The 25,257-nt window shown below is 43.3% G+C and carries 24 protein-coding genes and 1 pseudogene; 21 read left to right on the top strand and 4 right to left on the bottom strand.

Features of this window, described 5'->3' with window-relative positions:
- Window positions 1-10: 10 nt before the first annotated feature.
- Entirely contained in the window at window positions 11-559 is a 549-nt protein-coding gene (locus OCV70_RS01840; RefSeq protein WP_021925300.1) for a TetR/AcrR family transcriptional regulator, read from the bottom strand.
- 204 nt (window positions 560-763) lie between these two features.
- On the opposite strand from OCV70_RS01840, the gene glgB reads away from it, so the two are divergent.
- Complete coding sequence (glgB, locus tag OCV70_RS01835; protein WP_173765730.1) at window positions 764-2,545, top strand: 1,4-alpha-glucan branching protein GlgB; 1,782 nt, start codon at window positions 764-766, stop codon at window positions 2,543-2,545.
- Between the two features lie 264 nt (window positions 2,546-2,809).
- Here the strand turns inward: glgB and OCV70_RS01830 are convergent, their stop codons facing one another.
- Both OCV70_RS01830 and OCV70_RS01825 read right to left on the bottom strand, forming a co-directional pair.
- Window positions 2,810-3,178: a metal-dependent transcriptional regulator gene (locus OCV70_RS01830; RefSeq protein ID WP_021925303.1), complete on the bottom strand. Its 369-nt coding sequence runs from the start codon at window positions 3,176-3,178 to the stop codon at window positions 2,810-2,812.
- A 134-nt stretch (window positions 3,179-3,312) separates the two neighbouring features.
- The gene (locus OCV70_RS01825; protein WP_173765732.1) at window positions 3,313-4,614 is read right to left on the bottom strand and encodes an MATE family efflux transporter; all 1,302 of its coding nucleotides are present in this window, start codon (window positions 4,612-4,614) and stop codon (window positions 3,313-3,315) included.
- Window positions 4,615-4,970: 356 nt separating this feature from the next.
- Here OCV70_RS01825 and OCV70_RS01820 point away from each other — a divergent pair, with 356 nt between their 5' ends.
- From OCV70_RS01820 to OCV70_RS01745, 16 genes are all read left to right on the top strand, one after another.
- The gene (locus OCV70_RS01820) at window positions 4,971-5,288 is read left to right on the top strand and encodes a hypothetical protein (RefSeq protein ID WP_117851049.1); all 318 of its coding nucleotides are present in this window, start codon (window positions 4,971-4,973) and stop codon (window positions 5,286-5,288) included.
- A 217-nt stretch (window positions 5,289-5,505) separates the two neighbouring features.
- Window positions 5,506-6,291 carry a class I SAM-dependent methyltransferase gene (locus OCV70_RS01815; protein WP_021925306.1) on the top strand — a complete coding sequence of 262 codons (786 nt, stop codon included), beginning with the start codon at window positions 5,506-5,508 and terminating at the stop codon, window positions 6,289-6,291.
- Between the two features lie 85 nt (window positions 6,292-6,376).
- Window positions 6,377-8,146, top strand: a complete 1,770-nt coding sequence (locus OCV70_RS01810; RefSeq protein WP_021925307.1) for a methyltransferase domain-containing protein — start codon at window positions 6,377-6,379, stop codon at window positions 8,144-8,146.
- Between the two features lie 406 nt (window positions 8,147-8,552).
- Window positions 8,553-8,963 (top strand): peptide deformylase, encoded by a 411-nt coding sequence (locus tag OCV70_RS01805; RefSeq protein WP_021925309.1) that lies wholly within the window; start codon window positions 8,553-8,555, stop codon window positions 8,961-8,963.
- On the top strand, window positions 8,963-9,928 hold the full coding sequence (locus OCV70_RS01800; protein WP_244096194.1) for a LysR family transcriptional regulator: 966 nt from the start codon (window positions 8,963-8,965) through the stop codon (window positions 9,926-9,928). The genes OCV70_RS01805 and OCV70_RS01800 overlap by 1 nt, the downstream gene beginning before the upstream one ends.
- Before the next feature lie 154 nt (window positions 9,929-10,082).
- Window positions 10,083-11,027 carry a nickel ABC transporter permease gene (gene nikB / locus OCV70_RS01795; protein ID WP_021925311.1) on the top strand — a complete coding sequence of 315 codons (945 nt, stop codon included), beginning with the start codon at window positions 10,083-10,085 and terminating at the stop codon, window positions 11,025-11,027.
- A complete protein-coding gene (gene nikC, locus OCV70_RS01790) occupies window positions 11,024-11,935 on the top strand; it encodes a nickel transporter permease (RefSeq protein WP_021925312.1) in 912 nt (303 codons plus the stop codon). Before nikB ends, nikC begins: the two co-directional genes overlap by 4 nt.
- 43 nt (window positions 11,936-11,978) lie before the next feature.
- On the top strand, window positions 11,979-13,517 hold the full coding sequence (locus OCV70_RS01785) for an ABC transporter substrate-binding protein (protein ID WP_021925313.1): 1,539 nt from the start codon (window positions 11,979-11,981) through the stop codon (window positions 13,515-13,517).
- 1 nt (window position 13,518) lies between these two features.
- On the top strand, window positions 13,519-14,313 hold the full coding sequence (locus OCV70_RS01780) for an ABC transporter ATP-binding protein (RefSeq protein WP_021925314.1): 795 nt from the start codon (window positions 13,519-13,521) through the stop codon (window positions 14,311-14,313).
- Window positions 14,310-15,071 (top strand): ABC transporter ATP-binding protein, encoded by a 762-nt coding sequence (locus OCV70_RS01775; protein WP_173765734.1) that lies wholly within the window; start codon window positions 14,310-14,312, stop codon window positions 15,069-15,071. Before OCV70_RS01780 ends, OCV70_RS01775 begins: the two co-directional genes overlap by 4 nt.
- 360 nt (window positions 15,072-15,431) lie before the next feature.
- Entirely contained in the window at window positions 15,432-16,967 is a 1,536-nt protein-coding gene (locus OCV70_RS01770) for an ABC transporter substrate-binding protein (RefSeq protein ID WP_021925316.1), read from the top strand.
- A 117-nt stretch (window positions 16,968-17,084) separates the two neighbouring features.
- On the top strand, window positions 17,085-18,113 hold the full coding sequence (locus OCV70_RS01765) for an ABC transporter ATP-binding protein (RefSeq protein ID WP_021925317.1): 1,029 nt from the start codon (window positions 17,085-17,087) through the stop codon (window positions 18,111-18,113).
- On the top strand, window positions 18,091-19,008 hold the full coding sequence (locus tag OCV70_RS01760; protein ID WP_262579089.1) for an ATP-binding cassette domain-containing protein: 918 nt from the start codon (window positions 18,091-18,093) through the stop codon (window positions 19,006-19,008). The genes OCV70_RS01765 and OCV70_RS01760 overlap by 23 nt, the downstream gene beginning before the upstream one ends.
- A complete protein-coding gene (locus tag OCV70_RS01755; RefSeq protein WP_021925319.1) occupies window positions 18,995-20,002 on the top strand; it encodes an ABC transporter permease in 1,008 nt (335 codons plus the stop codon). Before OCV70_RS01760 ends, OCV70_RS01755 begins: the two co-directional genes overlap by 14 nt.
- On the top strand, window positions 19,999-20,886 hold the full coding sequence (locus tag OCV70_RS01750) for an ABC transporter permease (RefSeq protein ID WP_021925320.1): 888 nt from the start codon (window positions 19,999-20,001) through the stop codon (window positions 20,884-20,886). The genes OCV70_RS01755 and OCV70_RS01750 overlap by 4 nt, the downstream gene beginning before the upstream one ends.
- 274 nt (window positions 20,887-21,160) lie before the next feature.
- Window positions 21,161-21,754 (top strand): 50S ribosomal protein L25, encoded by a 594-nt coding sequence (locus OCV70_RS01745; protein WP_021925321.1) that lies wholly within the window; start codon window positions 21,161-21,163, stop codon window positions 21,752-21,754.
- Between the two features lie 66 nt (window positions 21,755-21,820).
- On the opposite strand, the gene OCV70_RS01740 is transcribed toward OCV70_RS01745, so the two are convergent.
- Window positions 21,821-22,201 (bottom strand): sigma-70 RNA polymerase sigma factor region 4 domain-containing protein, encoded by a 381-nt coding sequence (locus OCV70_RS01740; RefSeq protein ID WP_117851042.1) that lies wholly within the window; start codon window positions 22,199-22,201, stop codon window positions 21,821-21,823.
- Window positions 22,202-22,282: 81 nt separating this feature from the next.
- Here OCV70_RS01740 and OCV70_RS01735 point away from each other — a divergent pair.
- From OCV70_RS01735 to OCV70_RS01720, 4 genes and pseudogenes are all read left to right on the top strand, one after another.
- A pseudogene (locus OCV70_RS01735) lies at window positions 22,283-23,416 on the top strand (RHS repeat-associated core domain-containing protein); the annotation flags it as partial.
- Between the two features lie 25 nt (window positions 23,417-23,441).
- Window positions 23,442-24,017: a hypothetical protein gene (locus tag OCV70_RS01730; RefSeq protein ID WP_173765869.1), complete on the top strand. Its 576-nt coding sequence runs from the start codon at window positions 23,442-23,444 to the stop codon at window positions 24,015-24,017.
- A 109-nt stretch (window positions 24,018-24,126) separates the two neighbouring features.
- Window positions 24,127-24,402, top strand: a complete 276-nt coding sequence (locus tag OCV70_RS01725; protein WP_262579086.1) for a phage holin family protein — start codon at window positions 24,127-24,129, stop codon at window positions 24,400-24,402.
- A gap of 315 nt (window positions 24,403-24,717) precedes the next feature.
- Window positions 24,718-25,227, top strand: a complete 510-nt coding sequence (locus OCV70_RS01720) for a hypothetical protein (protein ID WP_173765871.1) — start codon at window positions 24,718-24,720, stop codon at window positions 25,225-25,227.
- The last annotated feature ends 30 nt before the right edge of the window (window positions 25,228-25,257 follow it).

Genomic DNA, 25,257 nt, shown 5'->3' with positions numbered 1-25,257 from the left:
TGTCCTTTCTCTATTTATTAACCATTTTCAGTGCCGCCGCAGCCGTTTCCCCCGTCAGCTCTGTAATCCTGGAAAGCACCGGAACATCCCCATATTTTCGGTTTTCATAAAACGCATAATAGCATCCATACAAGATATACGTCAGCATAATATTAATATCCCGGTTCTCCCGATACTGTGGATAAGCCCCAAACACCAATTCCTTCAAAGCAATCTCAATCTTCTGCACCAGACACTTACTCCTGCTCCCCGAAAACAAAATCCCAATCAGCGCATCCTTCGCCAGAAACCCCATAAACAGCTCTCGCGAAAAATCCGCCGTATCCTCCAGTACCTTCTCCGGATGGCTCAAATTCTCCATAATAGAAACCACCACCTCCGTCTCCAGCGTATCCGAAAGATGATAAATATCCTGATAATGAGAATAAAACGTAGACTTATTGATCCGCGCCCTCTCACACAACTCCTTAATCGTAATCCTCTCTAGCTCCCTATGCGATCTCAATTCAATAAACGCATTAATAATACTCTGTCTTGTCTTTTCAACCCTAATATCCATACACTTTTCCTGCTCCTCCTGGCGTCCGCTTTAGCAATATAATTATCCAACACTTTTTTGAAAAAGTTGGATTTCCAACCAAAGTCGTTTTTTGATGGTAGCAATTCCTTTCCCATACAATTATAATCCCTATTATACAAAGAAAACCAACTACTGTCTAATAACTTTTAAAATCAATCACAATAGAAATGGGAGAGGGTATTTATGGATTTTTACAACTTTTACACCGGCAAAGAATTTGAAGCCTATCAGTACCTGGGCGCACACGTCTTGGAAAGCGGCACCACCTTCCGCACCTTTGCCCCTGCAGCACAGCGCGTCTCCGTAATCGGAGAATTCAACGGCTGGACTGAAACCCCAATGAACCGCGTCCACGATGGAAATTTCTGGGAATGCACCATTGACGGTGTGGGCTCCGACCTGATGTACAAATACAGAATCTACCGCCATGACGGCTCCTTCATAGACCATGCAGACCCCTACGCATTCTACAGCGAAATGCGCCCCGGCACCGCATCCAAAACCTATGCCCTTGGCGGCTACAAATTCAAAGATGCCAAATGGCAGAAAGGCTGCAAGGTAGGTCATGACAAGCCAATCAACATCTACGAGATGCATTTCGGCTCCTGGAAAAAACGGGGAGAAGGACAGGAAGACTGGTACACCTACGAAGAGCTTGCCCCAATCCTCATCGCCTATCTGAAAGAATACGGCTACAACTATATAGAAATCATGCCTCTTTGCGAGTATCCCTGCGATGAATCCTGGGGCTATCAGGACACCGGATATTTCAGCCCAACTGCCCGCTACGGAAAGCCGGAAGAACTGAAATCCTTTGTAGACCAGTGCCATCAGGCAGGCATCGGCGTAATTCTGGATTTCGTTCCTGTGCATTTTGCTGTGAATGATTATGCACTGGCAGAATACGATGGAACCGCATTATACGAGTACCCCAACATGGCAGTTGGACGCAACGAATGGGGCAGCTGCAACTTTATGCATTCCAGAGGTGAGGTATGCAGCTTCCTGCAGTCCTCCGCATATTACTGGCTGAGAGAATTCCACTTCGACGGACTTCGCATGGATGCGGTAGGAAACCTGATCTACTGGCAGGGAGACGCAAACCGCGGCGAGAACCTGGCTGCTCTTAAATTTATCCGCACCATGAACCAGGGACTGAAAGAGCGTGTCCCGGAATGCCTGCTTTTTGCAGAAGATTCTACCCCTTACCAGGGTGTTACTAAGGCTGTCTGGGAGGGCGGACTTGGCTTTGACTACAAATGGGATCTTGGCTGGATGCACGACACCCTGTCCTATTTCCAGGCAGATGCAAATGAAAGAAGAGAGAAGTACCACAAGCTGACTTTTTCCATGATGTACTACTACAATGAGCGCTATATTCTCCCTCTGTCCCATGATGAGGTCGTCCACGGAAAAGCCACCATCGCCCAGAAAATGAACGGCGGATACGACGGCAAATTCCCTCAGGCAAGAGCCTTTTACATGTACATGTATGCACATCCAGGCGCAAAGCTGAACTTCATGGGAAATGAACTGGCACAGCTCAAAGAATGGTGCGAGAAAGACGAGCTTGACTGGATCCTGCTGAAATTCCCGATCCACGAAGCTTTCCACAAATTCATGGCAGACCTGAATAAGTGCTATCTGACGAATAATGCATTCTATCAGAGAGATATCCGCCAGGATGGCTTTGAGTGGGTGGACTGCCATCAGGAGCAGAAATGCATGTACCTGTTTGAGCGAATCAGCGGGGATCAGAAGATTCTTGCAGTGTTCAATTTCTCAGATGAAACTCAGGAATACACCCTGGAAAAGGATTACGCCGGATATGAGCTTCTCCTTGCCAGCGACATGGTAAAATACGGCGGCAAAAAGCGCTACACCAAGAAAGAGAAAGAAATCAAGGGCGGAAAAGCGGTATTCAAAATGGGACCGTTTTCCGCAAGATATTATCTGGTGAAGTAATATTGAAAAGCAGACAGCAAAGGGCATGCTTGAAACGCTGTTTCAAGAGCTTTGCGAAAAGTAGTCCAGAGCTTGGAGAGCATTGCAATTTGTCACAGTATTTGGTATAAACAAAAGACCTGCATCCAAATAAAATGCTATAATCGAAACTTACTATAGTTCATTTATCTGGAGTGCAGGTCTTATTTCATGTATTAATCTGTAACTATTTGGCAGGCAATATTCCGTAAAGCGTGCAGCCGTGAGAGTATGGGATTACGGCATTTATTTATCCGGAGCCAGATGGCTCTTGATTGCGGCAAAGCTCTCCGGGCTTATAACGTGCTCGATGCGGCAGGCATCGGAAGTAGCAGTCTCAGGATCAACGCCCAGGCTGATCAGCCAGGAGGATAAAAATTCATGACGCTCATAAATCATATCCGCAATCTTCTGACCGGATTCAGTAAGATAAATATATCCTTCAGGAGTGACGGTGATATGGTTCTTCTCACGGAGATTCTTCATGGCAACGCTGACACTGGACTTCTTAAAACCAAGCTCATCAGCGATATCAACAGAGCGGACAACGGGTTTCTTCTTGCTGAGGACGAGAATTGTCTCCAGATAGTTCTCAGCGGATTCATTTGATTTCACGATAGATCACCTCAATTTTCTAGCTTGTGTTGCTGTTCAAGTATAATAATTATAGGATACCATAGTTTACTGAATTGGGCAATTATTTTTTGACCAGTTTATCCGCAATCTTTTATGCATTTTATGCATGTTTTTTATTTGATCTCTTTTTGGGGCTTTTTCTGAAATCTGGAAAGCAGGAGCAGTACGGCGAATGTGATGACTTCCGAGCTTAAAAAGGAGCCCCATACGCCGTTTATTCCAAGGAGTTTCGATAGGATTACGGCACTAACGGCGATGGCGAAGATTCCGCGCATGAGGGAACCTGTGATGGCTGGGCGGGCGTTGTCAGTGGCGGAAAAATAGGCCACCAGCATAATATTAATGCCTGCAAACAAAAAGCCAAGAAAGTAGATTCGAAGTCCGATATGGGCATAATTCAAAAGCAGAAGATTGTTTTCACTGTTGAAAATCCCGATTAATCCATCTGTAAATCCCCAGGAAAGAGCCACTGTAACAAGCTCCAGAACCAGGCAGGAAAGAATACTCCATTTCAAAAGCTTTCGTACATTTTCCTGTTTTCCCTGCCCATAATTCTGGCTGATCAGCGGCTGTGCGCCCTGCGCCAGTCCGTTGAAAATAGACATGACCACCAGGGAAAGATTGGCAATAATGCCGTAAGCAGCTATGCCTACATTTCCTGCAATATCCAGGATCAGCATATTGAAAATAATGGTAATAATTGCAGAAGAAAGCTCTCCCACGAATGCGGAAATTCCAAGCTGGCAGCAGGAAACAAGGTGTCGGATAGAAGGGCGCTTCCACTGAAATTCCACCTGATTTTTCTTACTGAGAAAGTGTGTGGAACAGATGGTCATGGTTACCGCAGGGCTAAACGCAGTGGCAAGTGCCGCACCGGAAAGCCCCAGTCCCATAGAAAACATGAAAATATAATCAAACACAATATTAAACAGGCTTCCTGCAATAGCGCCGATCATGGCCCGTGAGGTAGCATGGTCATTCCGGGCAAAGGCTGTGAAGGTGTAATTGGACATAAACAGCGGCGTAGTGATCAGCATAATTCTGAGATATCCTTTTCCAAGATGGATCAGTCTCTGATCGGCACCAAGGAGCTCAAGAAATTTTCCCGGAAGAAAAATTCCTGTGAGAATAAAAGGAATGCTGCAGATCAGGCACCAAAAAATAGACTGTGTGAAATAAAAATCCGGATTTCCGCCCTGGGCTTTGCTGATGGAATATCTGGTAGCAGAGCCGATGCCGATCATGGCGCCGATTGCATAAACCAGCCCGTAAACAGGCAGGATCAAGTTCAGCACCGCCAGTCCATCTGCACCTGACTGAACGGAAATAAAAAAGGTATCTGCAAGAATATACACAGAAATCCCGATCATGCCAGCCACACTCTGTGTGATGTATTTGAAAAATTGTTTTAACATTTTAAGCGGTTATCCTTTCTGAAATATATTTTTATCATTATTGTTATAAAAACAAATGAAGAAAATATTGTACCCGGACGCAGGATTCTGCGGATCCAGAAGGGGATAATGTCTGTTTTGCTTTATCATAAATGAAAATGATACTCCTGAAATGAAATTTATCAAAGACCTGTTCATTATACAATAGGAACAGAAACCTGTAAATATGGGAAACCGTAACATTTCACAGTATTTTCCCATGACAAATCATGTACCGGGTAGTATAATAAAAATAATTATTGATTTCGTGAGGATTCATTTTGGAGAGGATTTTGAAAAAAGCTTTGGGAAAATACAGTCAGATAAGGTGAATCATTATGCTGGAGAAAATCACTTTTTTCAAAAAAATATTTCTGCAGGATGAGCAGCGAAATGCATCCATCGCCCACGCGGTTCTTTCGGAATTTGACTATGTATGCTGGATCGATCTGGAAACCCAGGGGTATATTCTGTATTATTCTGCAGATGAGAAAACCGTGGTTCCCCAGCATTCCGCAGGAAATTTTGACCAGGTGATCGGGGATTTTAATTTACAGTATATTGTGCCCGAAGAGGCAGAAGCGGACAAGGCCCTTTACGAACCCAGGAAGAATGGAAAAAACAGCTGCACAGTGCGGCACGATACAAAGAAATAAAAGCTTTGAAACAGAACGGATTTTGAAAAATATCAGAGAATCTCAGCTGACAGAGGTTCTCTGATATTTTTTTGCTGGGAAATTTAATGGCGCAGTGGGAGAATTGTATATACATCCCCCAGGGGGGCTTGCGGAAAGAAAGCGTTTTTGATAAAGTTTTAACATTGGAGTATATTTGCGGAATATACAACTTTAGATTTATGCGGAGGAAATACAATTGGATAGATTGCTGGATGAAATAGAGAGCTATTGGAGTACCCGGACAGAGGGGTATTCTGAGGTGAATGAAAAAGAGCTGAAGGGGATGCAAAAAAAGGCATGGCTAAAGACCCTGGAAAGTGGATTTTTGGAAAAAAAACTTTCTGATAACGACAAGGAACAGCTGCGGATCCTGGATATCGGTACAGGCCCTGGCTTTTTTCCAATGATTCTGGCTGAGGCTGGTTATCACGTAACGGCTGTGGATTACACCCCTGGAATGCTGGAAAAGGCTGCTGAAAATGCGGCAAAATTTATTGGAGAAAAGAGCAGCAATATTGAATTTAAGAGGATGGATGCCCAGGCCCTGGAGTTTGAGGATGAGAGCTTTGATGTGATCATTTCCAGGAACCTGACATGGAATCTTCCTCATCCGGATCAGGCATACGGGGAATGGCTTAGGGTGCTGAAAAAGGGCGGAAAGCTTCTGAATTTTGATGCCAACTGGTACGGCTATCTCTATGATGACAAGAAGCGGGAAGCCTATGAAAACGACCGCAGGAATGTGGAAAAAGGCAGCCTTGACGACCATTATCTGTGCACGGATATTGACCGCATGGAGAAGATCGCACTGCAGGTTCCATTGTCTGAGACAAAGCGCCCGGGATGGGATGTGAAGGTCTTGGAAGAACTGAAAGCAGAAAAAATAGAGGTAGATGAGAACATCTGGCAGCAGGTGTGGAGTGAGGAAGAAAAGCTGAATTATGGGTCCACGCCTATGTTTATGATTAAGGTTACGAAATAACAAGAGGAACTAAAGCGTAATGGTCAGCAGGCAGTATTCTGAATCATTATGATGATTAAAGCTACCATATGGAAAGGATAAAAGAATGGGTGATACAATAAATATCGGCGGTCTTTGCGCGGCACCGGGACAGCGCGTCCACGGCTTTATCAGCATTGGAGATGGTGAATTTTCCCTTCCTGCGACGATTGTCCGCGGGGAAAAGCCAGGCAAAACGGCTCTGATCACGGCGGGAATCCATGCAGGAGAATATGTGGGAATCCAGAGCGCAATAGAGCTTGGAAGAGACCTGAAAATTGAGAAAATGACGGGAACAGTCATTATTGTAAAGGTAGTTGGAAGGGACGAATTTGAGAACCGCCACGGTTCTCTTTGCAGGGAAACAGGCGAGAATCTGAACCGTGTTTTTCCTGGTAAAAAAGATGGAACCAAGTATGAGAAACTGGCCTATGCAGTGGTGAATGAACTGCAGAAAAAAGCAGATTACTACATTGATCTTCACAGCGGAGATGACTATGAGAAGCTGACTCCCTATGTCTATTACGCAGGAAAAGCAGACCCGGAAGTAACTAAAATCTCCCGTCAGATGGCAGAACAGGTGGATGTGCCCTATATGGTGAAATCCGAGGTGGCATCTGGCGGAAGCTATAATTATGCAGCATCCTGCGGCATCCCTTCCGTCCTTCTGGAACGAGGCGGAATGGGCGACTGGGATACAGAAGAAGTGCGTTCTATGAAGCGGGATGTGCGCAGTATTTTAAGGTTCCTTGGAATCTATGACGGACACGCAAGCCTGCGAAAATACTATCCGCTGAATGTAACCCAGGTGCAGTATCAGTCTGCTTCTTATACCGGAATGTGGTATCCCCAGAAGAAGGCGGGAGACCTTTTTACAGAGGGTGAGATCCTTGGTTATGTGAAGGATTATGAGGATAATATTCTGGAAAACAGTGTAGCTTACGGGGACGGAGTGATCCTTTATCAGGCAGGTTCTCTGCAGGTATTAAAGGATGGTCCAATGGTAGCTTACGGCAGGATCAGCTATGAAGAAGATGACCGTAAGGAGAAAATTGCCGCTTACTGGACCAAGAGAAGTGACAGCTTTTTGGAGCAGAGAAGAGCGGAACTGCACAGTGCGCTGGCAGACAGATGGCTGGAAGAAATCCGGAAATATCTGCCTGAAAGGAAGGAAAACACCCTGGATTCTGAAGAAAATGGGAATAAAGAGGTAGGAATGAGTTTGAAAAAGCCGCATAATGGAAAGCTTAGAATATTAGATGTAGGCTGCGGAACCGGATTTTTCACCATCCTTCTTGCAAAGCAGGGACATCAGGTAACTGGCACGGATCTTACCCCGGACATGGTTGCAAATTCCAGAATCCTTGCAAAAGAAGAGCAGGTAAACTGCAATTTTGAGATCATGGATGCGGAGCATTTAAGCTTTGCAGATAACAGCTTTGATGTGGTCATTTCCAGAAACCTTACCTGGACATTGCCGGAGGCTGCACAGGCCTACAAGGAGTGGACAAGAGTCTTAAAGCCAGGCGGAGTACTTTTGAATTTCGATGCTAATTACGGTGCCGTGGATTTTGCTGAGACCTCCGATCTTCCGGAAAATCACGCCCACAAGCAGCTTGGGGACTCCCTGATGCAGGAGTGCGAGGACATCAAGCGACAGCTCCCAATCAGCTCCTATATCCGCCCTGCATGGGACGTGGAAGAGCTTGGAAAAGTGGGAATGGAGCAGATTTCCATAGATCTTGGAGTGAGCAGAAGAATGTATAAAGAGAAGGATGCCTTCTACAATCCAACCCCAATGTTCGCAATCGCAGCAACAAAAGGCAGCTGCAACTGAGGAAATACATAAAACGGTATATGAATTGGCAGTAAAGTCATTCATATACAGTTTTTGTTAATCTAAATCAGACCCTGTCAAATGCAAAAGCATCTGGTAAGGACGCTTGCGGGAGCTGTTTAAGATCTCATGGCCTTTCTCATCAAGGAAAGCTTTTACCTCTGGGCTTGCGGTTTCATAAGTAACTGGTTTAATCCAGGATATGTCATTTACCTCCTAATACCTACTTGTCAACTAGGTTTAATATGGTTCTTATAGTAACATAGTTTTCCATTTTTTGTCAATGAGAGAAAATGCGGATGGATGCCGAATAAACAATGTGGGTTGACTTCGGGCGTGGATATGGTAAAGTGGAAGAGAAGTTTACGGATTCATTGGAAAATAAAAATAGATAAGGTAGAAGAATATGATCAGAGAAATTATGCATGACACCTGGTTCTTAAGCCAGAAATCAGAGAAAGCTACAAAAGAAGACGCCCAGATTGCCCAGGATCTTCTGGATACCCTGAAGGCAAATGAGGAGGGCTGCGTAGGCATGGCAGCCAACATGATCGGGGAGCGCAAGCGTATTATCGTGGTAAATATGGGTTTTATGAACACCATTATGTACAATCCCGTGATTGTGAAAAAGACCGGAAAATACCAGACAGAAGAGGGCTGCCTGTCCCTGATCGGCGTGCGAAAATGCACTAGATATGAGGAGATTGAAGTGGAATACGAGGATATCAATTTCAAAAAACAGCGGGGAAAATTCCAGGGCTGGACCGCGCAGATCATCCAGCACGAGTGTGATCATCTGGAGGGAATCTTGATATAATGCTGGATCTAAAACAGTTAAAATATTTTATTGTGTGCGCAGAAACAGGCTCCATTAGTGAGGCTGCCAGGCTTCTTTATACCACTCAGCCAAGTGTGAGCAAAGCAATCAAGGCCTTGGAAAATGATATGGGAATCGTGCTTTTTGACCGTATGCCCTGTGGAATTGTCCTTACTGCACAGGGGCGTGAAGCTTACCGTTATGCATGCAGGATTGTAAATGATTCCCGGAAACTGGAAGAAATGAGCCACCAGAATATGGTGAAATATCTTCGGATCTCATTGAATCCAAGCTCCTGGTTTACCAATCAGTTTGTTGAGTTTTATAAAAAAAATTATGAGAAGAACTACCACTTTGAAGTTTATACGGCAGGGGTGCGCACGGTAATGGAACGTGTGAGAGATTATCTGTCGGATATTGGTTTTGTATATGTGATGGAGCAGCAGAAAAAGGAATTCCAGTATGAACTGACGAAAAATCGGCTGGTGTTCCAGGTTATGCAGGAGAGCACGGCCACATTTTATCCTGGAAAACAAAATCCACTGTACCAGGATCTGGAAGAAATGGATCATTCCAAAGAGAACGCTTTTACCGTAACTATGGAACAGATGAAATCCATGCGTTTTATCCAGAATTATCGTGATGAGTTTCTGGAATTAAATGAGAAAGAAAAGCGTGGAACCTTTAGCTGGGAGAACCTGGATCTGGCAGTCATCACAAACAGCGACTATATTATGGAAAAAATGCTCCAGGAGACAGAGCTTTCCAACATCAGCGGAAGTTACCTTTCTGATCATAAAAAGGCCATGAATCAGGGAATTCCCCTGGATTTCAAAAAGAACAAAATTTTCTTTGGCTATATCAGAAGAAAAAATGATGAAACGGATGAATTAATGGACGAATTTCTGGAGTTTTTGGCTGAAAAGCTAAAAGGCAAGACCGTGAACGAAAGAACAGAAGAATAAGAGAGGCATTCCTAAAATAAAAAAATCCATGCAAATTAAGAATAGCTTATAACCCCCTGGGTGGGTTGTAGGCTGTTTTTTTTTTTGCTAAAATGAACAATCGAAGCGTATTTGAAAATCGTTTAGGTGCTTTTTAGGAAATGGAGATATTCAAATGAGGAAATATGTAATAAAACGTATCCTTCAGCTGATTCCTATTCTGTTTGCCATTACCTTTCTGTCTTATGGAATGATGCGGATTGCAGGAAGTGATGTTGTCACGCAGAAAATGGAGAATACAGGAGGGGTAGTGTCAGAAGAAACCTTAGATGCGGCCAGAGAACAGCTGGGGCTTGACAAACCATTTCTGACGCAGTATTTCGTATGGCTTGGAAAATTGCTTCGGGGAAATATGGGAAACAGTTATGTATCCGGCTTTCCGGTCTTTGATACGTTTGTATCGAAGCTCCCGGCAACTCTGCTTCTTACGGTCACTTCGATTCTGCTTACCATTGTAATATCCATACCGCTTGGAATTTTGTCGGCGGTGAAACAGAATACAGTGGTCGATTATCTGATTCGGCTGTGCAGTTTTATCGGAAACAGTCTTCCCAACTTTTTCGTCTCACTTTTGCTGATGTATTTTCTTGCCATAAGGCTGAGGATTTTTCCAGTCATAGCAAAGGATGTGAGCCTGAAAAGTGTGGCTATGCCTGCAATCACCCTGGCAATTGCCATGTCTGCAAAGTATCTTCGTCAGGTTCGTGCAACGGTTCTGGATGAGCTGAGCAAAGATTATGTGGCAGGGGCGAAGGCACGTGGTGTGAAATTTTCTGTTACGCTGTGGAAAAGCATTATGAAAGCTGCCCTGGTAACGATCATTACCTTATTGATGCTTTCCGTGGGAAATCTTCTTGGCGGTACTGCAATTGTGGAATCCATTTTTATGTGGGATGGCGTTGGGAAAATGGCAGTGGATGCCATTTCCATGCGTGATTATCCTATTATTCAGGCATATGTTATGTGGATGGCGATCATTTATGTTCTGGTGAATCTGCTTACGGATCTGTCTTATCGGTTCCTGGATCCAAGAATTCGTCTGGGAGGTGTAAAGCAGTGAGTAAAAGGAAAAATGAGGATATGAATGTAAGAAATACAGCCACTAAAGAATATGGAAAAAAGGTAACAGTGCGCGTCCAGAAAGTGAAAAAGAGCCATATAAAACAAAAGCTGGTATTTTTTACCGTTCTGGCTGTCTGTCTGGTAATACTTGCAGTTTTTTCAGATCACCTTTGTCCCTATGATCCTTATGCGCAGGATCTTTCCAGTGCCCTTCAGGCTCCAAGCCTGGCACATCCAATGGGGACAGATACCTATGGCAGAGACATGTTATCCCGTGTGATCAGCGGTGCCAGAGCCAGTATTTTTTCCACTTTCATTCTGGTAGCGGTGATTTCCATATTTGGAACGATTGTAGGCGTGGGGTGTGGATATTACGGCGGCATTATGGACTCTGTCATGATGCGGATTTCAGATGTCTGCCTTGCTTTTCCAGGACTGGTATTTGCTATGGCAATTGCAGCAATCCTTGGAGGAGGAATCCAGAATGCGATTATCGCACTGGCAGTCATCAGCTGGCCGAAGTACTCCCGCATAGCCAGAAGTCAAACCCTGGCGCTGAAAAATGAACCTTATATCCATGCCGCTATACTATCAGGTGACAGTTCCCTCCAGATTATGCTAAGGCATGTTTTTCCAAATATGCTGGGACCTGTTCTGGTAACTGCCATGCTGGATATTGGAACTATGATGATGGAGCTGGCAGGCTTATCTTTCCTGGGGCTTGGAGCGCAGATCCCTATGGCTGAATGGGGAAGTATGATGAGCAGTGGACGAAGCATGATCCAGACATATCCCTGGGTTGTTTTGTCACCTGGAATTGCAATTTTTGTATCAGTCGTTATTTTTAATTTACTTGGAGATACAGTTCGTGACTACCTGGATCCGAAAAACAGAGAAGCTTTTTGATGGTATTTATAATAACAATTTAATTATAGCAGGAGGAATGAAGATGAAAGCAAAGAAAATTCTGGCAATGGCATTAGCAGTAGGCATGACACTTGGGTTAACAGGAGTGCCAACCTTTGCAGATGACAAAAAAACATTTGTATTTGGTGATACCACTTTTAATGCAGAGAATGAAGAAGCAGATATTAATCCCCAGAATACCTACGCCGGATGGGCATGCATCCGCTATGGCGTGGGAGAAACTCTGTTCCGCTATTCCGATACCATGGAGATTGAACCATGGATTGCAAAAGAGTACGAAAATATAGATGAACTGACCTGGAAAATCACATTAAATGACGGTGTTGTCTTTTCAAATGGACGTGCCTGTGATGGTGAGGCTGTGAAGGAATGTCTGGAAGCTCTGGTGGCAAATCATGAGCGTGCAGCAGGAGACCTTTGCATTGATACCATTGAAGCAGATGGAAACACCATTACCATTAAGACAACTGAGCCAAAACCGGCACTGATCAATTATCTCAGTGATCCTTATGGATGTATCATTGATACGCAGGCTGGCATTACAGACAATGGAATTGTAATCGGAACCGGCCCATATGTGGCAACGGATCTGGTAACCGATGATCATCTGACTTTGGTGAAAAATGAAAATTACTGGAACGGAGATGTAAACGTAGACGAAATTACGGTCCGCACCATTTCAGACGGTGATACCCTTGCATTTGCTCTTCAGGCAGGAGAAATCAATGCTGCTTACGGCATGGCATATGCAAGCTATCCTATTTTTGAAAATGAGGATTTTACCTTCTCCAGTACTGCAACAAGCCGTGCCTTTTATGCATGGATGAATTTTGAAAGCCCGGTAACCTCTGATCCGGCTGTACGCAAGGCAATTGCCATGGGAATCGATAAAGAAAGCTTTGTGTCCGTGCTCCTGAAAGGATACGGATATCCGGCAGTAGGTGCGTTTCCGGATACTTTTTCCTTTGGAGGACAGAATCTGACAACAGAAAGTTACGATCCGGATGGTGCAAAACAGGTTCTGGAAGACGCTGGCTGGGTGGATACCGATGGGGATGGCATCCGGGAAAAGGATGGACAGAAGCTGGTGATCCGCTGGCTGACCTATCCAAGCCGTCAGGAGCTTCCTCTTCTTGCGGAGTCTGCACAGGCAACTTTGAAAGAAATCGGTATGGATGTTCAGGTAAACTGTACTTCTGATAACAATACTATCCGTAAAGATCCTACACTTTGGGATGTATATGCAAGCGCTATGGTAACGGCACCTACTGGCGATCCACAGTATTTCTTTACTTCCTGCGCCCTGGATTCTTCTGTTTCCAATAATGGACATTACCACAGCGATAAGCTGGAAGAGCTTGCAGCTCAGATGGAAAATGAATTTGATGTGGACAAGCGGGCTGAACTGGGAATCCAGATGCAGCAGACGGTTCTGGACGATAATGCCTATGTATTCTGTTCTCATCTGAGAATGAGCATGATTATGCAATCCAATGTAACCGGATTGGTTGCCCACCCATGTGATTATTATGAACTGACAGCAGATTTGGATATTAACTAATATGGAAAATAAAATATTGACCTATGATTCCGTTGAAATCTCATTCGATGGAAAAGCAGTGGTCCAGGATGTGAACTTTTCTCTGGCCCCAGGAGAAATCCTGGGACTGGTGGGAGAGTCCGGAAGCGGAAAAAGTACTTTGATCAAGGCTGCGATGGGACTTCTTGGAGCGGGGGGACTTGTGACAAGAGGGGATATCCGCTATTTGGGGCAAAACATTCTGGATATTCCGGAAAAAGAAAAAAGAAAAATCCGGGGAGCTAAAATTGGCATGATTTTTCAGGATGCAGGAGCTTCTCTTTGTCCCATCCGCACCATTGGTGACCAGATTTATGAAAGCATGCGTGCTCACCAGAAGGTAACAAGAAAAGAAGCAAAGGACCGGGCTATGGATCTGTTTGAAAAATTGAATTTTAAAGACAGCGCAAGAGTCTGGAAAAGTTATCCATTTGAACTGTCGGGCGGAATGAACCAGAGAGCCGGAATTGCCATTGCCATGCTCATGAATCCTCCAATCCTTTTTGCAGACGAACCTACCAGTGCGCTGGATGTTTCCGTTCAGCGGCAGGTGGTAAAGGAAATGTTGAAGCTAAGAGAACTATTTGGAACTGCAATTGTAATTGTAACCCATGATATTGGTGTGGTACGTGCAATGGCAGATACGGTACTGGTTCTGAAGGATGGAAAAACAGTGGAATATGGTACTGCGGATGTAATATTGGATCATCCAAAGGATCCTTATACCAAAAAACTTCTGGCAGCAGTGCCGAAGCTGCAAAGGAAGGTCAAAGCATGAGTACACTTTTAGAAGCAGAGCATTTAACAAAGATATTTACACAAAGAGGGAAAGAATCCTTTAAGGCAGTGGACGATGTAAGCTTTACACTGAAGCCAGGTGAGACCCTTGGGATTGTCGGGGAATCCGGATCCGGCAAAAGCACGCTGGCGAAAATGATCACCCGATTGACAGATATCACAGAGGGAACTCTGAAATTTGAAGGAAAAGACATTACCAGACTGAAGCATAATCAGCTGAAGGATGTGTATGGCAATATCCAGATGGTTTTTCAGAATCCGGTTGGTTCCTTTGATCCAAGAAGGACTCTTGGGGATGGAATCGGAGAAAGTCTTCGAAATCGTGGCATGAAGAAAGCTGATATCGAAAAAAGAGTGGCAGAATTTCTGGAGCAGTGTGGATTAAGCAGTGAATTTGCAAAGCGTTATCCCCATGAAGTCAGCGGCGGACAGTGCCAGCGCGCGGCAATTGCAAGGGCACTGGCAGTAGAACCAAAGGTGCTGATCTGTGACGAAGCCACCAGTGCACTTGACGTAACCATTCAGAAGCAAATCATGGAGCTTTTGGAAGAGCTGAAGGAGAAGCACGGTCTGTCTTTCATTTTTATCTGTCACAATCTGGCTTTGGTTCAGATGTTTTGCGACAGAGTACTGGTTTTGTATGAGGGAAAAGTAGTGGAAAGCGGACTCCCGGACGACATTATCAATGAACCAAAGCAGGCGTATACCAGGAAACTGGTGGATGCTGTATTTTTATAGAATGCAGAAAAAGATTTGTATGGGTAAGAAAAGATACGACTTACCTTGCAGGTCTTTTTTATTACAGAAAGGTATTCCATAAAACGCTGATATCATGCAAAATAGGAATGGCAGAATATCCCCCTGGGGAGCTTGTGAAAGCCTTAAAATCTGATAGAATAATCTTAGCAGGAAGGCAAGAGAAAGGCCGAAAATGCGAATTCTTATACATAGTTACATGTAAGACCTCCACTAAATTTACATGTGAAATTTTCTATGGAAAACAGTTGTAAGTCTGATAACTTATGACTGCTTTTCTTTTCATAAGATATTTGCATAACTGCAAAGTTTCATAAAAAACAAAAGGAGAGGTAGACGACTATGAAAAAGAAAAATTTAATGGGACTGGTGCTGGCGGGAGTGCTGGCATTTGCTCCGGCAGCTTCTGTATGTGCAGAAGAAAGCCAGGAGACGCTGGTATATGGAAGCGGAGATTATACCAGAATTAATCCGGCAATGGATGAACATGGAGAAATTAATATCTTGATTTTTAACGGACTGACAGCCCATGACGGAGATAACCAGGTAGTTCCGGGACTGGCAGAGAGCTGGGACTTTGATGAAGAAACCTGTACTTATACGTTCCATCTTGCAGAAAATGTAAAGTGGCACGATGGAGAACCGTTTACAGCAGAGGATGTAAAGTTTACTATTGAAGCGATCATGGATCCTGAGAATGGCTCTGAGAATGCTCCAAACTATGAAGATGTAGAGGAAATTACCGTAATAGATGATCATACCGTATCTTTTAAGCTGGATGCGCCTAATGTTGCATTCCTGGATTATATGACAATGGCAGTTCTTCCAAAACATCTTCTGGAAGGGGAGGATATGCAGACCTCTGATTTCTTCCGCAATCCTGTAGGTACTGGCCCATACAAGCTGGAAAGTTGGGAGGAAGGACAGGCAATTACCCTGGTAAAGAATGAAGAATATTTTAAAGGCGAGCCGAATATTGACACCGTAGTATTTAAAATTGTAACGGACGATAATGCAAAAGCACTGCAGCTGAAATCAGGCGAACTGGATCTTGCGCTGCTGACTCCGAAGGATGCTGCCACTTTTGCTGATGACGAGGCCTATACCTGCTACGATATGAAAACTTCAGACTACAGAGGAATCCTGTTTAATTTCTGGAATGAATACTGGCAGAAAAACAGGGACCTGATTCCGGCTGTATGCTATGGAATTGACAGAGATGCGATTATTGACGCAGTTCTTCTGGGACAGGGAATGCCGGCTTATGGTCCTCTTCAGAGAAATATTTACAATAATGAGGATGTAGAGCATTATGATTATGATCCTGAGAAAGCAAAGGCAGTACTGGAAGAAGCTGGATGCGAGCTGGGAGATGACGGCTTTTATTATCGCGATGGTGAAAAAGTAGGATTTGTGATCAGTGTTGGTGCTGGAGACCAGGTACGTGTAGACATTGCCCAGATCGCAGCACAGCAGCTGCAGCAGATTGGCATGGATGTGACCATTGAAATCCCGGCACAGGTTGACTGGGGCGGACAGATGGCATATCTGATCGGATGGGGAAGCCCCTTTGATGCAGACGACCATACCTACAAGGTTTTCGGAACTGACAAAGGTGCAAACTATTCTGGATATTCTAATGAGCTTGTAGATCAGTATCTGACAGAAGCGCGTCAGTCAGATGACCCTGAAGTACGTAAAGAAGCATACGATAAGTTCCAAGTGGAACTGGCAAATGATCCGGCGTACGCATTTATCTGCTATATTGATGCAAACTATGTAGCAGATGCAGACATTCAGGGAATTGACCCAGATACGATTATGGGCCACCATGGTGTGGGGATTTTCTGGAATGTAGCGGACTGGACTATTCAGTAAGAGATACATGAAAAAACCTATGTCTGAAGCAAATAAAGGGGCAGATTCTGCCCCTTTATTTGAGCGTTTGGCGTTGCTGACATAAAATGACAGCAGCACATGATTAAGAGGTATGAAATGGAAAAAATACTGGAAGTTAAAAATCTGTCCGTCAGTTTCGACAGTCCAAAAGGAGAAGTACAGGCGGTCAGGGATGTATCATTTTCCCTGAAAAAAGGAGAAGTGCTGGCAATTGTTGGAGAATCCGGATGCGGGAAAAGTGTGTTATGCAAAAGTATTATGAAGCTTCTTCCCAAAAGTGCAAGGATAAAAGGGGGAAGTATCTTGGTGAATGGAGCGGATATTACCGGATATAAAGAGAGGGATATGGCCAAAATCCGTGGAAAGGTTTTTTCCATGATTTTTCAGGATCCTATGACGTCTTTAAACCCAACTATAAAAATAGGAGAGCAGATTGCAGAGGCAATTTTAATTCACCACAGGAAAAAAACAAAAGATCAGGTTTACAAAAAAGTAATCGAGCTGATGGAACTGGTAGGAATTGAACGGCCGCAGGAAAGATATCATGCTTGTCCCTATCATTTTTCCGGCGGTATGCGGCAGCGAAGCGTTATGGCAATTGCCCTGGCATCGGATCCGGATATTTTGTTTGCGGATGAACCTACCACTGCCCTGGATGTAACCATTCAGGCACAGATTTTGGATCTTCTTCGGGAAATCCAGGAAAAACTTGGAACAGCGACTGTTCTGGTATCCCATGATCTTGGTGTGGTAGCAAGGGCAGCAGACCGTGTGGCAGTTATGTATGCGGGAAAAATCGTGGAAATTGGTACAGCGGAAGAAATTTATTATGATCCAAGACATCCCTATACATGGGGGCTGATGCAGTCGCTGCCCTATTTTTCCAGAGGTAGGGAACAGCTTTATACTATTCCGGGGATGCCGCCGTCTCTGATCAATCCGCCGAAGGGGGATGCATATGCCGCAAGAAATGAATATGCACTTGGAATTGATTATGAGGAAATGCCGCCTATGTTTCAGATTAGTGATACCCATTATGCAGCTACCTGGCTTTTGGATAAAAGAGCACCCAGGATTATCCCGCCAGTAGGAGGAAAAAGAATTGAATACAGAAGTATTGGTTGATGTGAAGCATCTGACTCACCAGTTTCACCTGACAAAGAAGGCTGCGATCCGTGCGGTAGATGATATTTCCTTTCAGATTTACAAAGGGGAGGTATTTGGGTTGGTAGGAGAATCCGGGTCTGGAAAATCGACCGTAGCCAGATGTCTTATGAATATATATCACCCATCAGCAGGAGAAATCCGATACCATGGGATAGAAATTACAGGTAAGAAGGAATTCCGGGCAAACAAAAAAATGCTCCAGACAAAAAGACAGATGATCTTTCAAGACTCTGCTTCCAGTTTGAATCAGAGAATGAAAGTGGCAGAGATTATTGCGGAACCTATGAAAATCAATCATATCGTGCCGCCAAGAGGCAGTTATGCCAGGGAGGCAGAGTTTCAGATGCAATATGTGGGGATGGATAAAACCTTTCTGGAACGATACCCGTCTGAGCTGTCAGGAGGACAAAGGCAGAGAGTTGCCATTGCAAGGGCACTTAGCATGGATCCGGAACTTCTGGTGGCAGACGAGCCGGTAGCATCTCTTGATGTTTCCATTCAGGCACAGGTGATCAATCTTTTCCGGCATTTACAGAAAGAGCATGGATTTACATTTTTGTTTATTGCCCATGATCTGGCTATGGTGGAATATCTTTGTGACAGAGTTGGGGTAATGTATCACGGAAAAATGGTAGAACTGGGAACGACACGGGAGGTTTTTTACAATCCCCAGCATGAATATACGAAAACTCTTTTGTCTGCAATTCCTATACCGGATCCTGTCCAGGAGAGACAGCGAAAAGTAAAAATATATGTGGATACGGATTCCGATGCAGAAGAGTGGAAGGAAAATTCTCCTGGACATTTTGTGCTGAAAAGGCAGGAAGGAGGGAAAAAAAGTGCCAAAGAGTAATCCTATTGCTTATTATGGAAAAAAAATCCTGGTTTTTCTGCTTAGCGTACTTGTTTTATCAATTGTAGTATTTTATGTGGCACGTCTTGCACCAGGAGATCCGCTGGTCTCTTATTATGGAGAACGAACAGAAAAAATGAGTCCAAAGGAACGGGAATGGGCACTAAAGAAGCTGGGACTTAATGAACCAATCCATGTACAGTATATAAAATGGCTTGGGCAGGCGTTTCATGGTAATTTTGGTATTTCCTTTAAATACAAACAGGATGTTTTGAAGGTAATCCGCGGAAGAATTGTAAATACTCTTCTGCTGGGCGGGATTGGATTTCTTTTCATTTTTGCAGGTTCCCTTCTGCTGGGAATTTTCTGTGCGTGGAAGGAAGACAGATGGAGTGACCGGATTTTGTGCAAAATAGGAACCATATCAAGCTGTATTCCGGAATTCTGGCTGTCCATTGTATTGATTCTGATTTTTGCTGTAACCCTTCGAATCCTGCCAAGCAGCGGTGCATATTCCACGGGAAAGGCGGAGGATGTGGGAGATCGGATCTGGCATCTTATTATGCCGCTTACGATTGTGACGCTGGAACACCTGTGGTATTACGCCTACATGATCCGAAATAAGATTCTGGAAGAAGTAAGAGAAGATTATGTACTCCTGGCAAAGTCAAAGGGCGTGGCGAAACGGGAGATTCTTTTTAAGCATTGTCTGAGAAATGTGATGCCGGCATATTTGAGTATTATGGCAATTGCGGTTCCTCATGTTCTTGGAGGTACTTATGTGGTGGAAAGCGTATTTTCCTATCCGGGAATTGGCGCTTTGTCTTATGAAAGTGCCAGATATCATGATTATAATCTGCTGATGCTGTTATGTATCATGTCCGGCATCCTGGTGATTTTCTGCAATATGCTCAGTCAGATCATCAATGAACATATTGATCCGCGTATGAAAGCTCACGAAGTAACGGAAATATCGGAGGTGACCAGATTATGACAGATACATCTTTTGAAATTGTCGGGGCACATGCAGTGGAAAATCAAACGGTTACTGTGAAGAAGAAATGGTTTCAGGGAAAACCCGTGGTATCCATTGTTCTTTTGGGGATGGTTCTTTTAGGCTGTTTGTTTGCAGAAGCGATCATGACAAAAGATCCAACCTATATGGATCTGCTTCATTATAATAAGGCACCTGGAAGAGAATTTCTGTTTGGTACAGATACTATGGGAAGAGATATTTTTTCCATGATCTGGTATGGCGGCAGAATTTCTTTGCTGATTGGAATTCTCTCTACTGTAATCTCTGTCTTGCTTGCAGTTGTAGTTGGCTCTTTCAGCGGTATATCCCCTCAGTGGCTGGACAATCTGATCATGCGTTTTACGGAGATTTTTCTTAGTATTCCATCTCTGCTTCTGGTGATTCTTCTGCAGGCAATTATGGGAAAAGCCAATATTTTAAGCCTGTCGGTTGTGATTGGCATTACCAGCTGGACAAGCATTGCCAAGGTAGTTCGTACAGAGGTCCGGCAGATCCGAAACAGTGAATATGTTATTGCGTCCAGGTGCATGGGCGGAAGCTTCTTTCACATTCTCTGGAAGCATCTTGCACCCAATTTTGTATCGTCCATTATGTTTATGGTTATTATGAATGTAAGAAGTGCTATTATTTCGGAATCCACCCTGAGCTTTATGGGAATTGGACTTCCCATTGAGGTCATATCCTGGGGGAGCATGCTGTCTCTTTCGGAAAAAGCATTGATGACCAATTCCTGGTGGATCATTTTTATTCCTGGTGCTTTTCTTATAGTGACGCTGCTGTGTCTGACGAATATTGGGAATTATATGCGAAAAAATGTGAACCGGAAAGAGAGTAATCTGTGATAATTGTATAGATACTATTTTTTGAAGAATACGGATTACAGAAAATTTTTTACTCACTCTAAGAAATGTTGCGATCCATTTATTTTATAATTCTATTTTGCATAAAAATCAAGAATGAAAATTCACAAAAAATTGGCTCGAAAAAATTTATGTTTGGTTAATCATAATGGGAATTGGTGACTATAATAAGGGACGTAAAAAGAAAAAAGAAGTACTTAACAAAACCTCTTTGTTGAAGGCTGCTAAGCGTTTCAGAATTTGGAGGAAAAGATAAATGAATACTTTAAAAGCTGAAAAAAGAAGCATGGACGTCAAAGCAAAGAAATTAAGAAGAGAAGGATATGTAACAGGTAACCTGTTCGGCAGAGAAATCGAAGGTTCCATTCCCCTTAAGTTCACCAAGAAGGAAATTGAAGTTCTTCTGAAGAACAATAACAAGGGCAGCCAGGTAATGCTGGAACTGGATGGTAAGACCTATGATGCGCTGATCAAGGAAGTTGATTATAATCCTCTTGCACATACAGTAGAAGAGGTTGATTTCCAGGCGCTGGTAAGCAATGAGATGGTTCATTCCGTTGCTGAGATCATTCTGGAGAACGAGGAAATGGTTGTATCTGGCGTACTGCAGGATGAGCTGAAAGAAGTTGCTTACAAAGCACTTCCGGCAGACCTGGTAGATAAGATCAAAGTTGATGTTGCAGGCATGAAGATTGGTGATACTCTCCGTGTGAAAGATCTTGAGATTGCCAAGAACAAAAACATTCACATCACAACTGATCTGGAATCCGTCATCGCCACCGTCACTCCGGTACACAACGTAGTTCCGGAAGCTGAGACAGCGACTGAGGACGCCGCAGAAGAGAAATAAAGATGGAAAAATGAAAGACGCCCGGGCGGCAGGAAGATGCCCCTCGGGCGTTTTTGTGTTTAGTTTTCAAATAATTTTTTTCTTAATCCTGTTCACATACTGCTTCGAGCAGTGCAGAATCTCCCCGATTTCCTTATCCGAATACCAGGCCAGCAGGAGCCTGAAAATCCGGGAGTAAACAATCGGCTTGTTTGCTAAAAGCATTTCGTAATCAAATAATGTTTCAACATCATCATATTTTTCTGTAAATCCATATTCACATAGTTTGGAAACCTCTGTTGCTTCTTCGCTGTTTTGGTAATTTCCCCTGCATAGAGCACAAAACCTACGGTAAAGGCCATTTCGGATATAGGAAAGACATTCACCTTCACTATTGTAATAGCTCATACTATGTACCGCGATAAGAAATGCCAGCTTCATTTCCTGCTCCGCGTCCTCTGCATCCATATAAAACAGCTTCCCGGCGTATTTTTTGATCAGAGGTGAAAATAAGGAAATACCAAGTATACCTGGACATTAGGAAATGCCCTTGCTGCAGTATCCGGCGGAAAGAATATCCAGTATTCCTATGACCATGCCGGACACCGGATCAAGAAAGTCGTGGACGGTGCTGTCACCCAGATGTGCTATGCTGGTGACCTGCTTGTCTCAGAGAGGACAGGAAGTGAGAAAACGCTCTGGTACCGTTATGATTCCTCAGGAAACGTGATCGCGCTGACCTATGAGAGTGAGATCTATATGTACCTTAGAAATGCCCAGAATGACATCATCGGTCTTCTTGACAAGGACGGAAAGGTCGTTGTAAGATATACCTATGACAGCTGGGGACAGGTAGTTAAGATTGAAGGAACCTTAAAAGACAAGGTGGGAGCAAGAAACCCGTTCCGTTATAAGGGATATTATTATGACGTGGAAACCGGCCTGTATTACTGCCGCAGCCGTTACTACGATCCTGCGATCCGCAGATTCATCAGCGCGGATGACACACAGGTTTTAAGGGACAATCTTGATATGCTGGGTGAGAAGAACCTGTATGCATACTGTGATGATAACCCGATTACGAGAGTTGATGTTAATGGACAGTTTTCTTTGATTTGTGGACTGATTGGAGCTACCATGAATGTTTTGGCAGGTGGAGTAGCTGCAGCAGTAACAGGGCAAGAATATACTGTTACAGATATGATTGCTGCTGGCTTGGCTGGTATTTTCGCAGGTGGGGCTGGACTTGAAGGAGCTATTGCAGGTGGCGTGGTTAGTGCTGTCTATACGGCTTGGTGCAGTTTTAGAAGAGGAGATTCGCTTACAGCAGCTATTATTAATTCAGGAACTGCTTTTTTATCAACTGTTTTTATAAGTAATTTATCTGGTTTTGCAGTTGCATCAGAAGGACTTGAAAAGACTATTGCTATTACCTGGGGCGCAACATATGGTGTTGGAGCAGGGGGGATTGCAGCTAGTGTATCTCGTGGACTTTCTATGGAGACCGCCGAAACTAAAAGGCAGGTAAAAAATGTTCCTCATGAAAAGAAAGTTGGGCAAGGGCGACACTTCAATGGAAGAACTGGTACATCTTTTAAATTCAGTATTTGGAAAACTGCCACAGGATCCCTGAAAAAAAGACCTCACAAAACCTATATACCACTTAGGGCACGGACTGTATAGACATATTTTAAAGTAGGAGGAATAGATGAAAATTATAGCAAAAAGAAGATTATATAATGATTTGCTGATATGTGCAGCATTTGTATGCTTGATTATTATTACTCCTCCAATTAGTTTGAAAAATCCAAGCACTATAATGTCGTTTATTAGTATCTTATTTTTATTAATATTTGAAATACTACCGCATTTAAGAGTGATTGAATTAACACAAGATAGGTGCATTGTCCATTGGTTTGGAATTAAAAAAATATACAGATGGGAAGAATTGGAAAAGATTATATATAGTTCCATTAAAGTTTCAAGATTGGAAAAACTGGAAGGATTATTTTTTTTTAGTGATATGATGGGAAAAAATAAAAATTCAATTTCTCCTATGAGAGTGTATGTTTCTTTGAGTATTTTCAAACAATTTTATATTATATTTGATAATGAGGTCCAAAAAAAGCAAATTATGCAATTGTTAAAAGAATGGGAGGTAGAAGTTACTATCGATAAGAAGTTTGCCCAACAAAAAGAATATGAGCGTGTAGTAGCTGAAAAAACTCAAATGCGAGAAGAACGCAAAAAGCTTTATGAAGAAAGTAAAAAAAGAAATCGGTGATATGTAAAATTTAGAATGTATACTTTCAAGCTAGTGTAAATCAAAACCACAGGGGATGGTTGGTATTTTCGACTAACCATTCCCTTTTTGTACTCTTTTTTGAAAGAAGGTGAAAAATGAAGTACCGAATTATAACGATCATAAGCTTTATCGGCAGCACCGTCATTTCTTTGCTGGGCGGATGGGACAAATCCTTGCTTATGTTCTGGTAGGCGCACAGTTAGACTCCCTGATGGGTACAGAATATGTTCGTGATGCTGTATGCATCGGATTCATCTGCAACGAGGCACTTTCCATCATAGAAAACGCCGGTCTCATGGGCATGCCCCTCCCCGAAATCCTCCGAAAAAGCATTGACGCTTTAAAAAGCGAGAAAAACGCATAGAAAAAGCCCATCTGTAAAATATTGTCCTCAATATATGACCTATAAAATTTATTTTATATATTTTTAATATATTCCCTATTTCCAAAAAGCCCAGACTGTGCTAAGATAAATACAAAGCATATTTCTTTCAATTATCAAGGTGCGCTGGCACTATCTATCATCTAAACACATTTCAGAAATCTATGCTTTTAACCCGAAAATATTTAAGAGCAGGAGATTTCGGAATAAGTGTGTTCAGGTCTCCTGGGAAAGGAGTACCTATTATGATGGAACTACAAGCTGACAGTGGAGTACAGGAGGAGCAGAGAGCCTGCATTGGAATTGAAGGTCCTGGTGATCAATATCAATGAAGGCTACAACCAAAAGTTGATGGAGAGCTGCCAGATCCTGAAAGAATATGCCCAGTACGTGTCAAAAGTAAGAACATACAAAAAAACGCTGAAATTAAATGAAGCGGTAGAAAAAGCAGTGGAGGAGTGCATTCGGGAAGGAATTCTTCAGGAATTTCTTCTGGCAAACAAAGCAGAGGTGGTTGCAATGAGTATATTTGAATATGACCGGGAATGGGAAGAAGAGATTTTACGAAAAGAAGAATTTGAGGCCGGGAAAGAAATGGGAAAAGAGCTTGGAGAAAAACTTGGGAGAAAACTTGGCAAGGAAGAAGAACGGAAGAATACAGAAAAAGAACGCCACCGCGCAGACTCAGAAAAAATGCGTGCAGACTCAGAAAAAATGCGCGCAGATTCGGAAAAAATACGGGCTGACAATGCAGAAAAGGAACTTTTGCTTCTGAAAGAAAAACTTGCTTTGTTGGAGAGGAAGTAAGGTGTGACATTTGAGTTTATAGAACCAGGG

The organism is Blautia acetigignens (assembly GCF_025566865.1).
In the GTDB taxonomy this organism is placed as follows: domain Bacteria; phylum Bacillota; class Clostridia; order Lachnospirales; family Lachnospiraceae; genus Blautia_A; species Blautia_A acetigignens.
This window is presented reverse-complemented; position numbering and strand designations above follow the sequence as displayed.

What these genes read in the sequence shown, in the direction of transcription:
- OCV70_RS01840 (WP_021925300.1), bottom strand. Translation starts at nt 559, where the DNA reads ATGGATATTAGGGTTGAAAAGACAAGACAGAGTATTATTAATGCGTTT.
- glgB (WP_173765730.1), top strand. Translation starts at nt 764, where the DNA reads ATGGATTTTTACAACTTTTACACCGGCAAAGAATTTGAAGCCTATCAG.
- OCV70_RS01825 (WP_173765732.1), bottom strand. Translation starts at nt 4,614, where the DNA reads ATGTTAAAACAATTTTTCAAATACATCACACAGAGTGTGGCTGGCATG.
- OCV70_RS01820 (WP_117851049.1), top strand. Translation starts at nt 4,971, where the DNA reads ATGCTGGAGAAAATCACTTTTTTCAAAAAAATATTTCTGCAGGATGAG.
- OCV70_RS01810 (WP_021925307.1), top strand. Translation starts at nt 6,377, where the DNA reads ATGGGTGATACAATAAATATCGGCGGTCTTTGCGCGGCACCGGGACAG.
- OCV70_RS01805 (WP_021925309.1), top strand. Translation starts at nt 8,553, where the DNA reads ATGATCAGAGAAATTATGCATGACACCTGGTTCTTAAGCCAGAAATCA.
- OCV70_RS01800 (WP_244096194.1), top strand. Translation starts at nt 8,963, where the DNA reads ATGCTGGATCTAAAACAGTTAAAATATTTTATTGTGTGCGCAGAAACA.
- nikB (WP_021925311.1), top strand. Translation starts at nt 10,083, where the DNA reads ATGAGGAAATATGTAATAAAACGTATCCTTCAGCTGATTCCTATTCTG.
- OCV70_RS01785 (WP_021925313.1), top strand. Translation starts at nt 11,979, where the DNA reads ATGAAAGCAAAGAAAATTCTGGCAATGGCATTAGCAGTAGGCATGACA.
- OCV70_RS01780 (WP_021925314.1), top strand. Translation starts at nt 13,519, where the DNA reads ATGGAAAATAAAATATTGACCTATGATTCCGTTGAAATCTCATTCGAT.
- OCV70_RS01775 (WP_173765734.1), top strand. Translation starts at nt 14,310, where the DNA reads ATGAGTACACTTTTAGAAGCAGAGCATTTAACAAAGATATTTACACAA.
- OCV70_RS01770 (WP_021925316.1), top strand. Translation starts at nt 15,432, where the DNA reads ATGAAAAAGAAAAATTTAATGGGACTGGTGCTGGCGGGAGTGCTGGCA.
- OCV70_RS01765 (WP_021925317.1), top strand. Translation starts at nt 17,085, where the DNA reads ATGGAAAAAATACTGGAAGTTAAAAATCTGTCCGTCAGTTTCGACAGT.
- OCV70_RS01750 (WP_021925320.1), top strand. Translation starts at nt 19,999, where the DNA reads ATGACAGATACATCTTTTGAAATTGTCGGGGCACATGCAGTGGAAAAT.
- OCV70_RS01745 (WP_021925321.1), top strand. Translation starts at nt 21,161, where the DNA reads ATGAATACTTTAAAAGCTGAAAAAAGAAGCATGGACGTCAAAGCAAAG.
- OCV70_RS01740 (WP_117851042.1), bottom strand. Translation starts at nt 22,201, where the DNA reads ATGGATGCAGAGGACGCGGAGCAGGAAATGAAGCTGGCATTTCTTATC.
- OCV70_RS01730 (WP_173765869.1), top strand. Translation starts at nt 23,442, where the DNA reads ATGAAAATTATAGCAAAAAGAAGATTATATAATGATTTGCTGATATGT.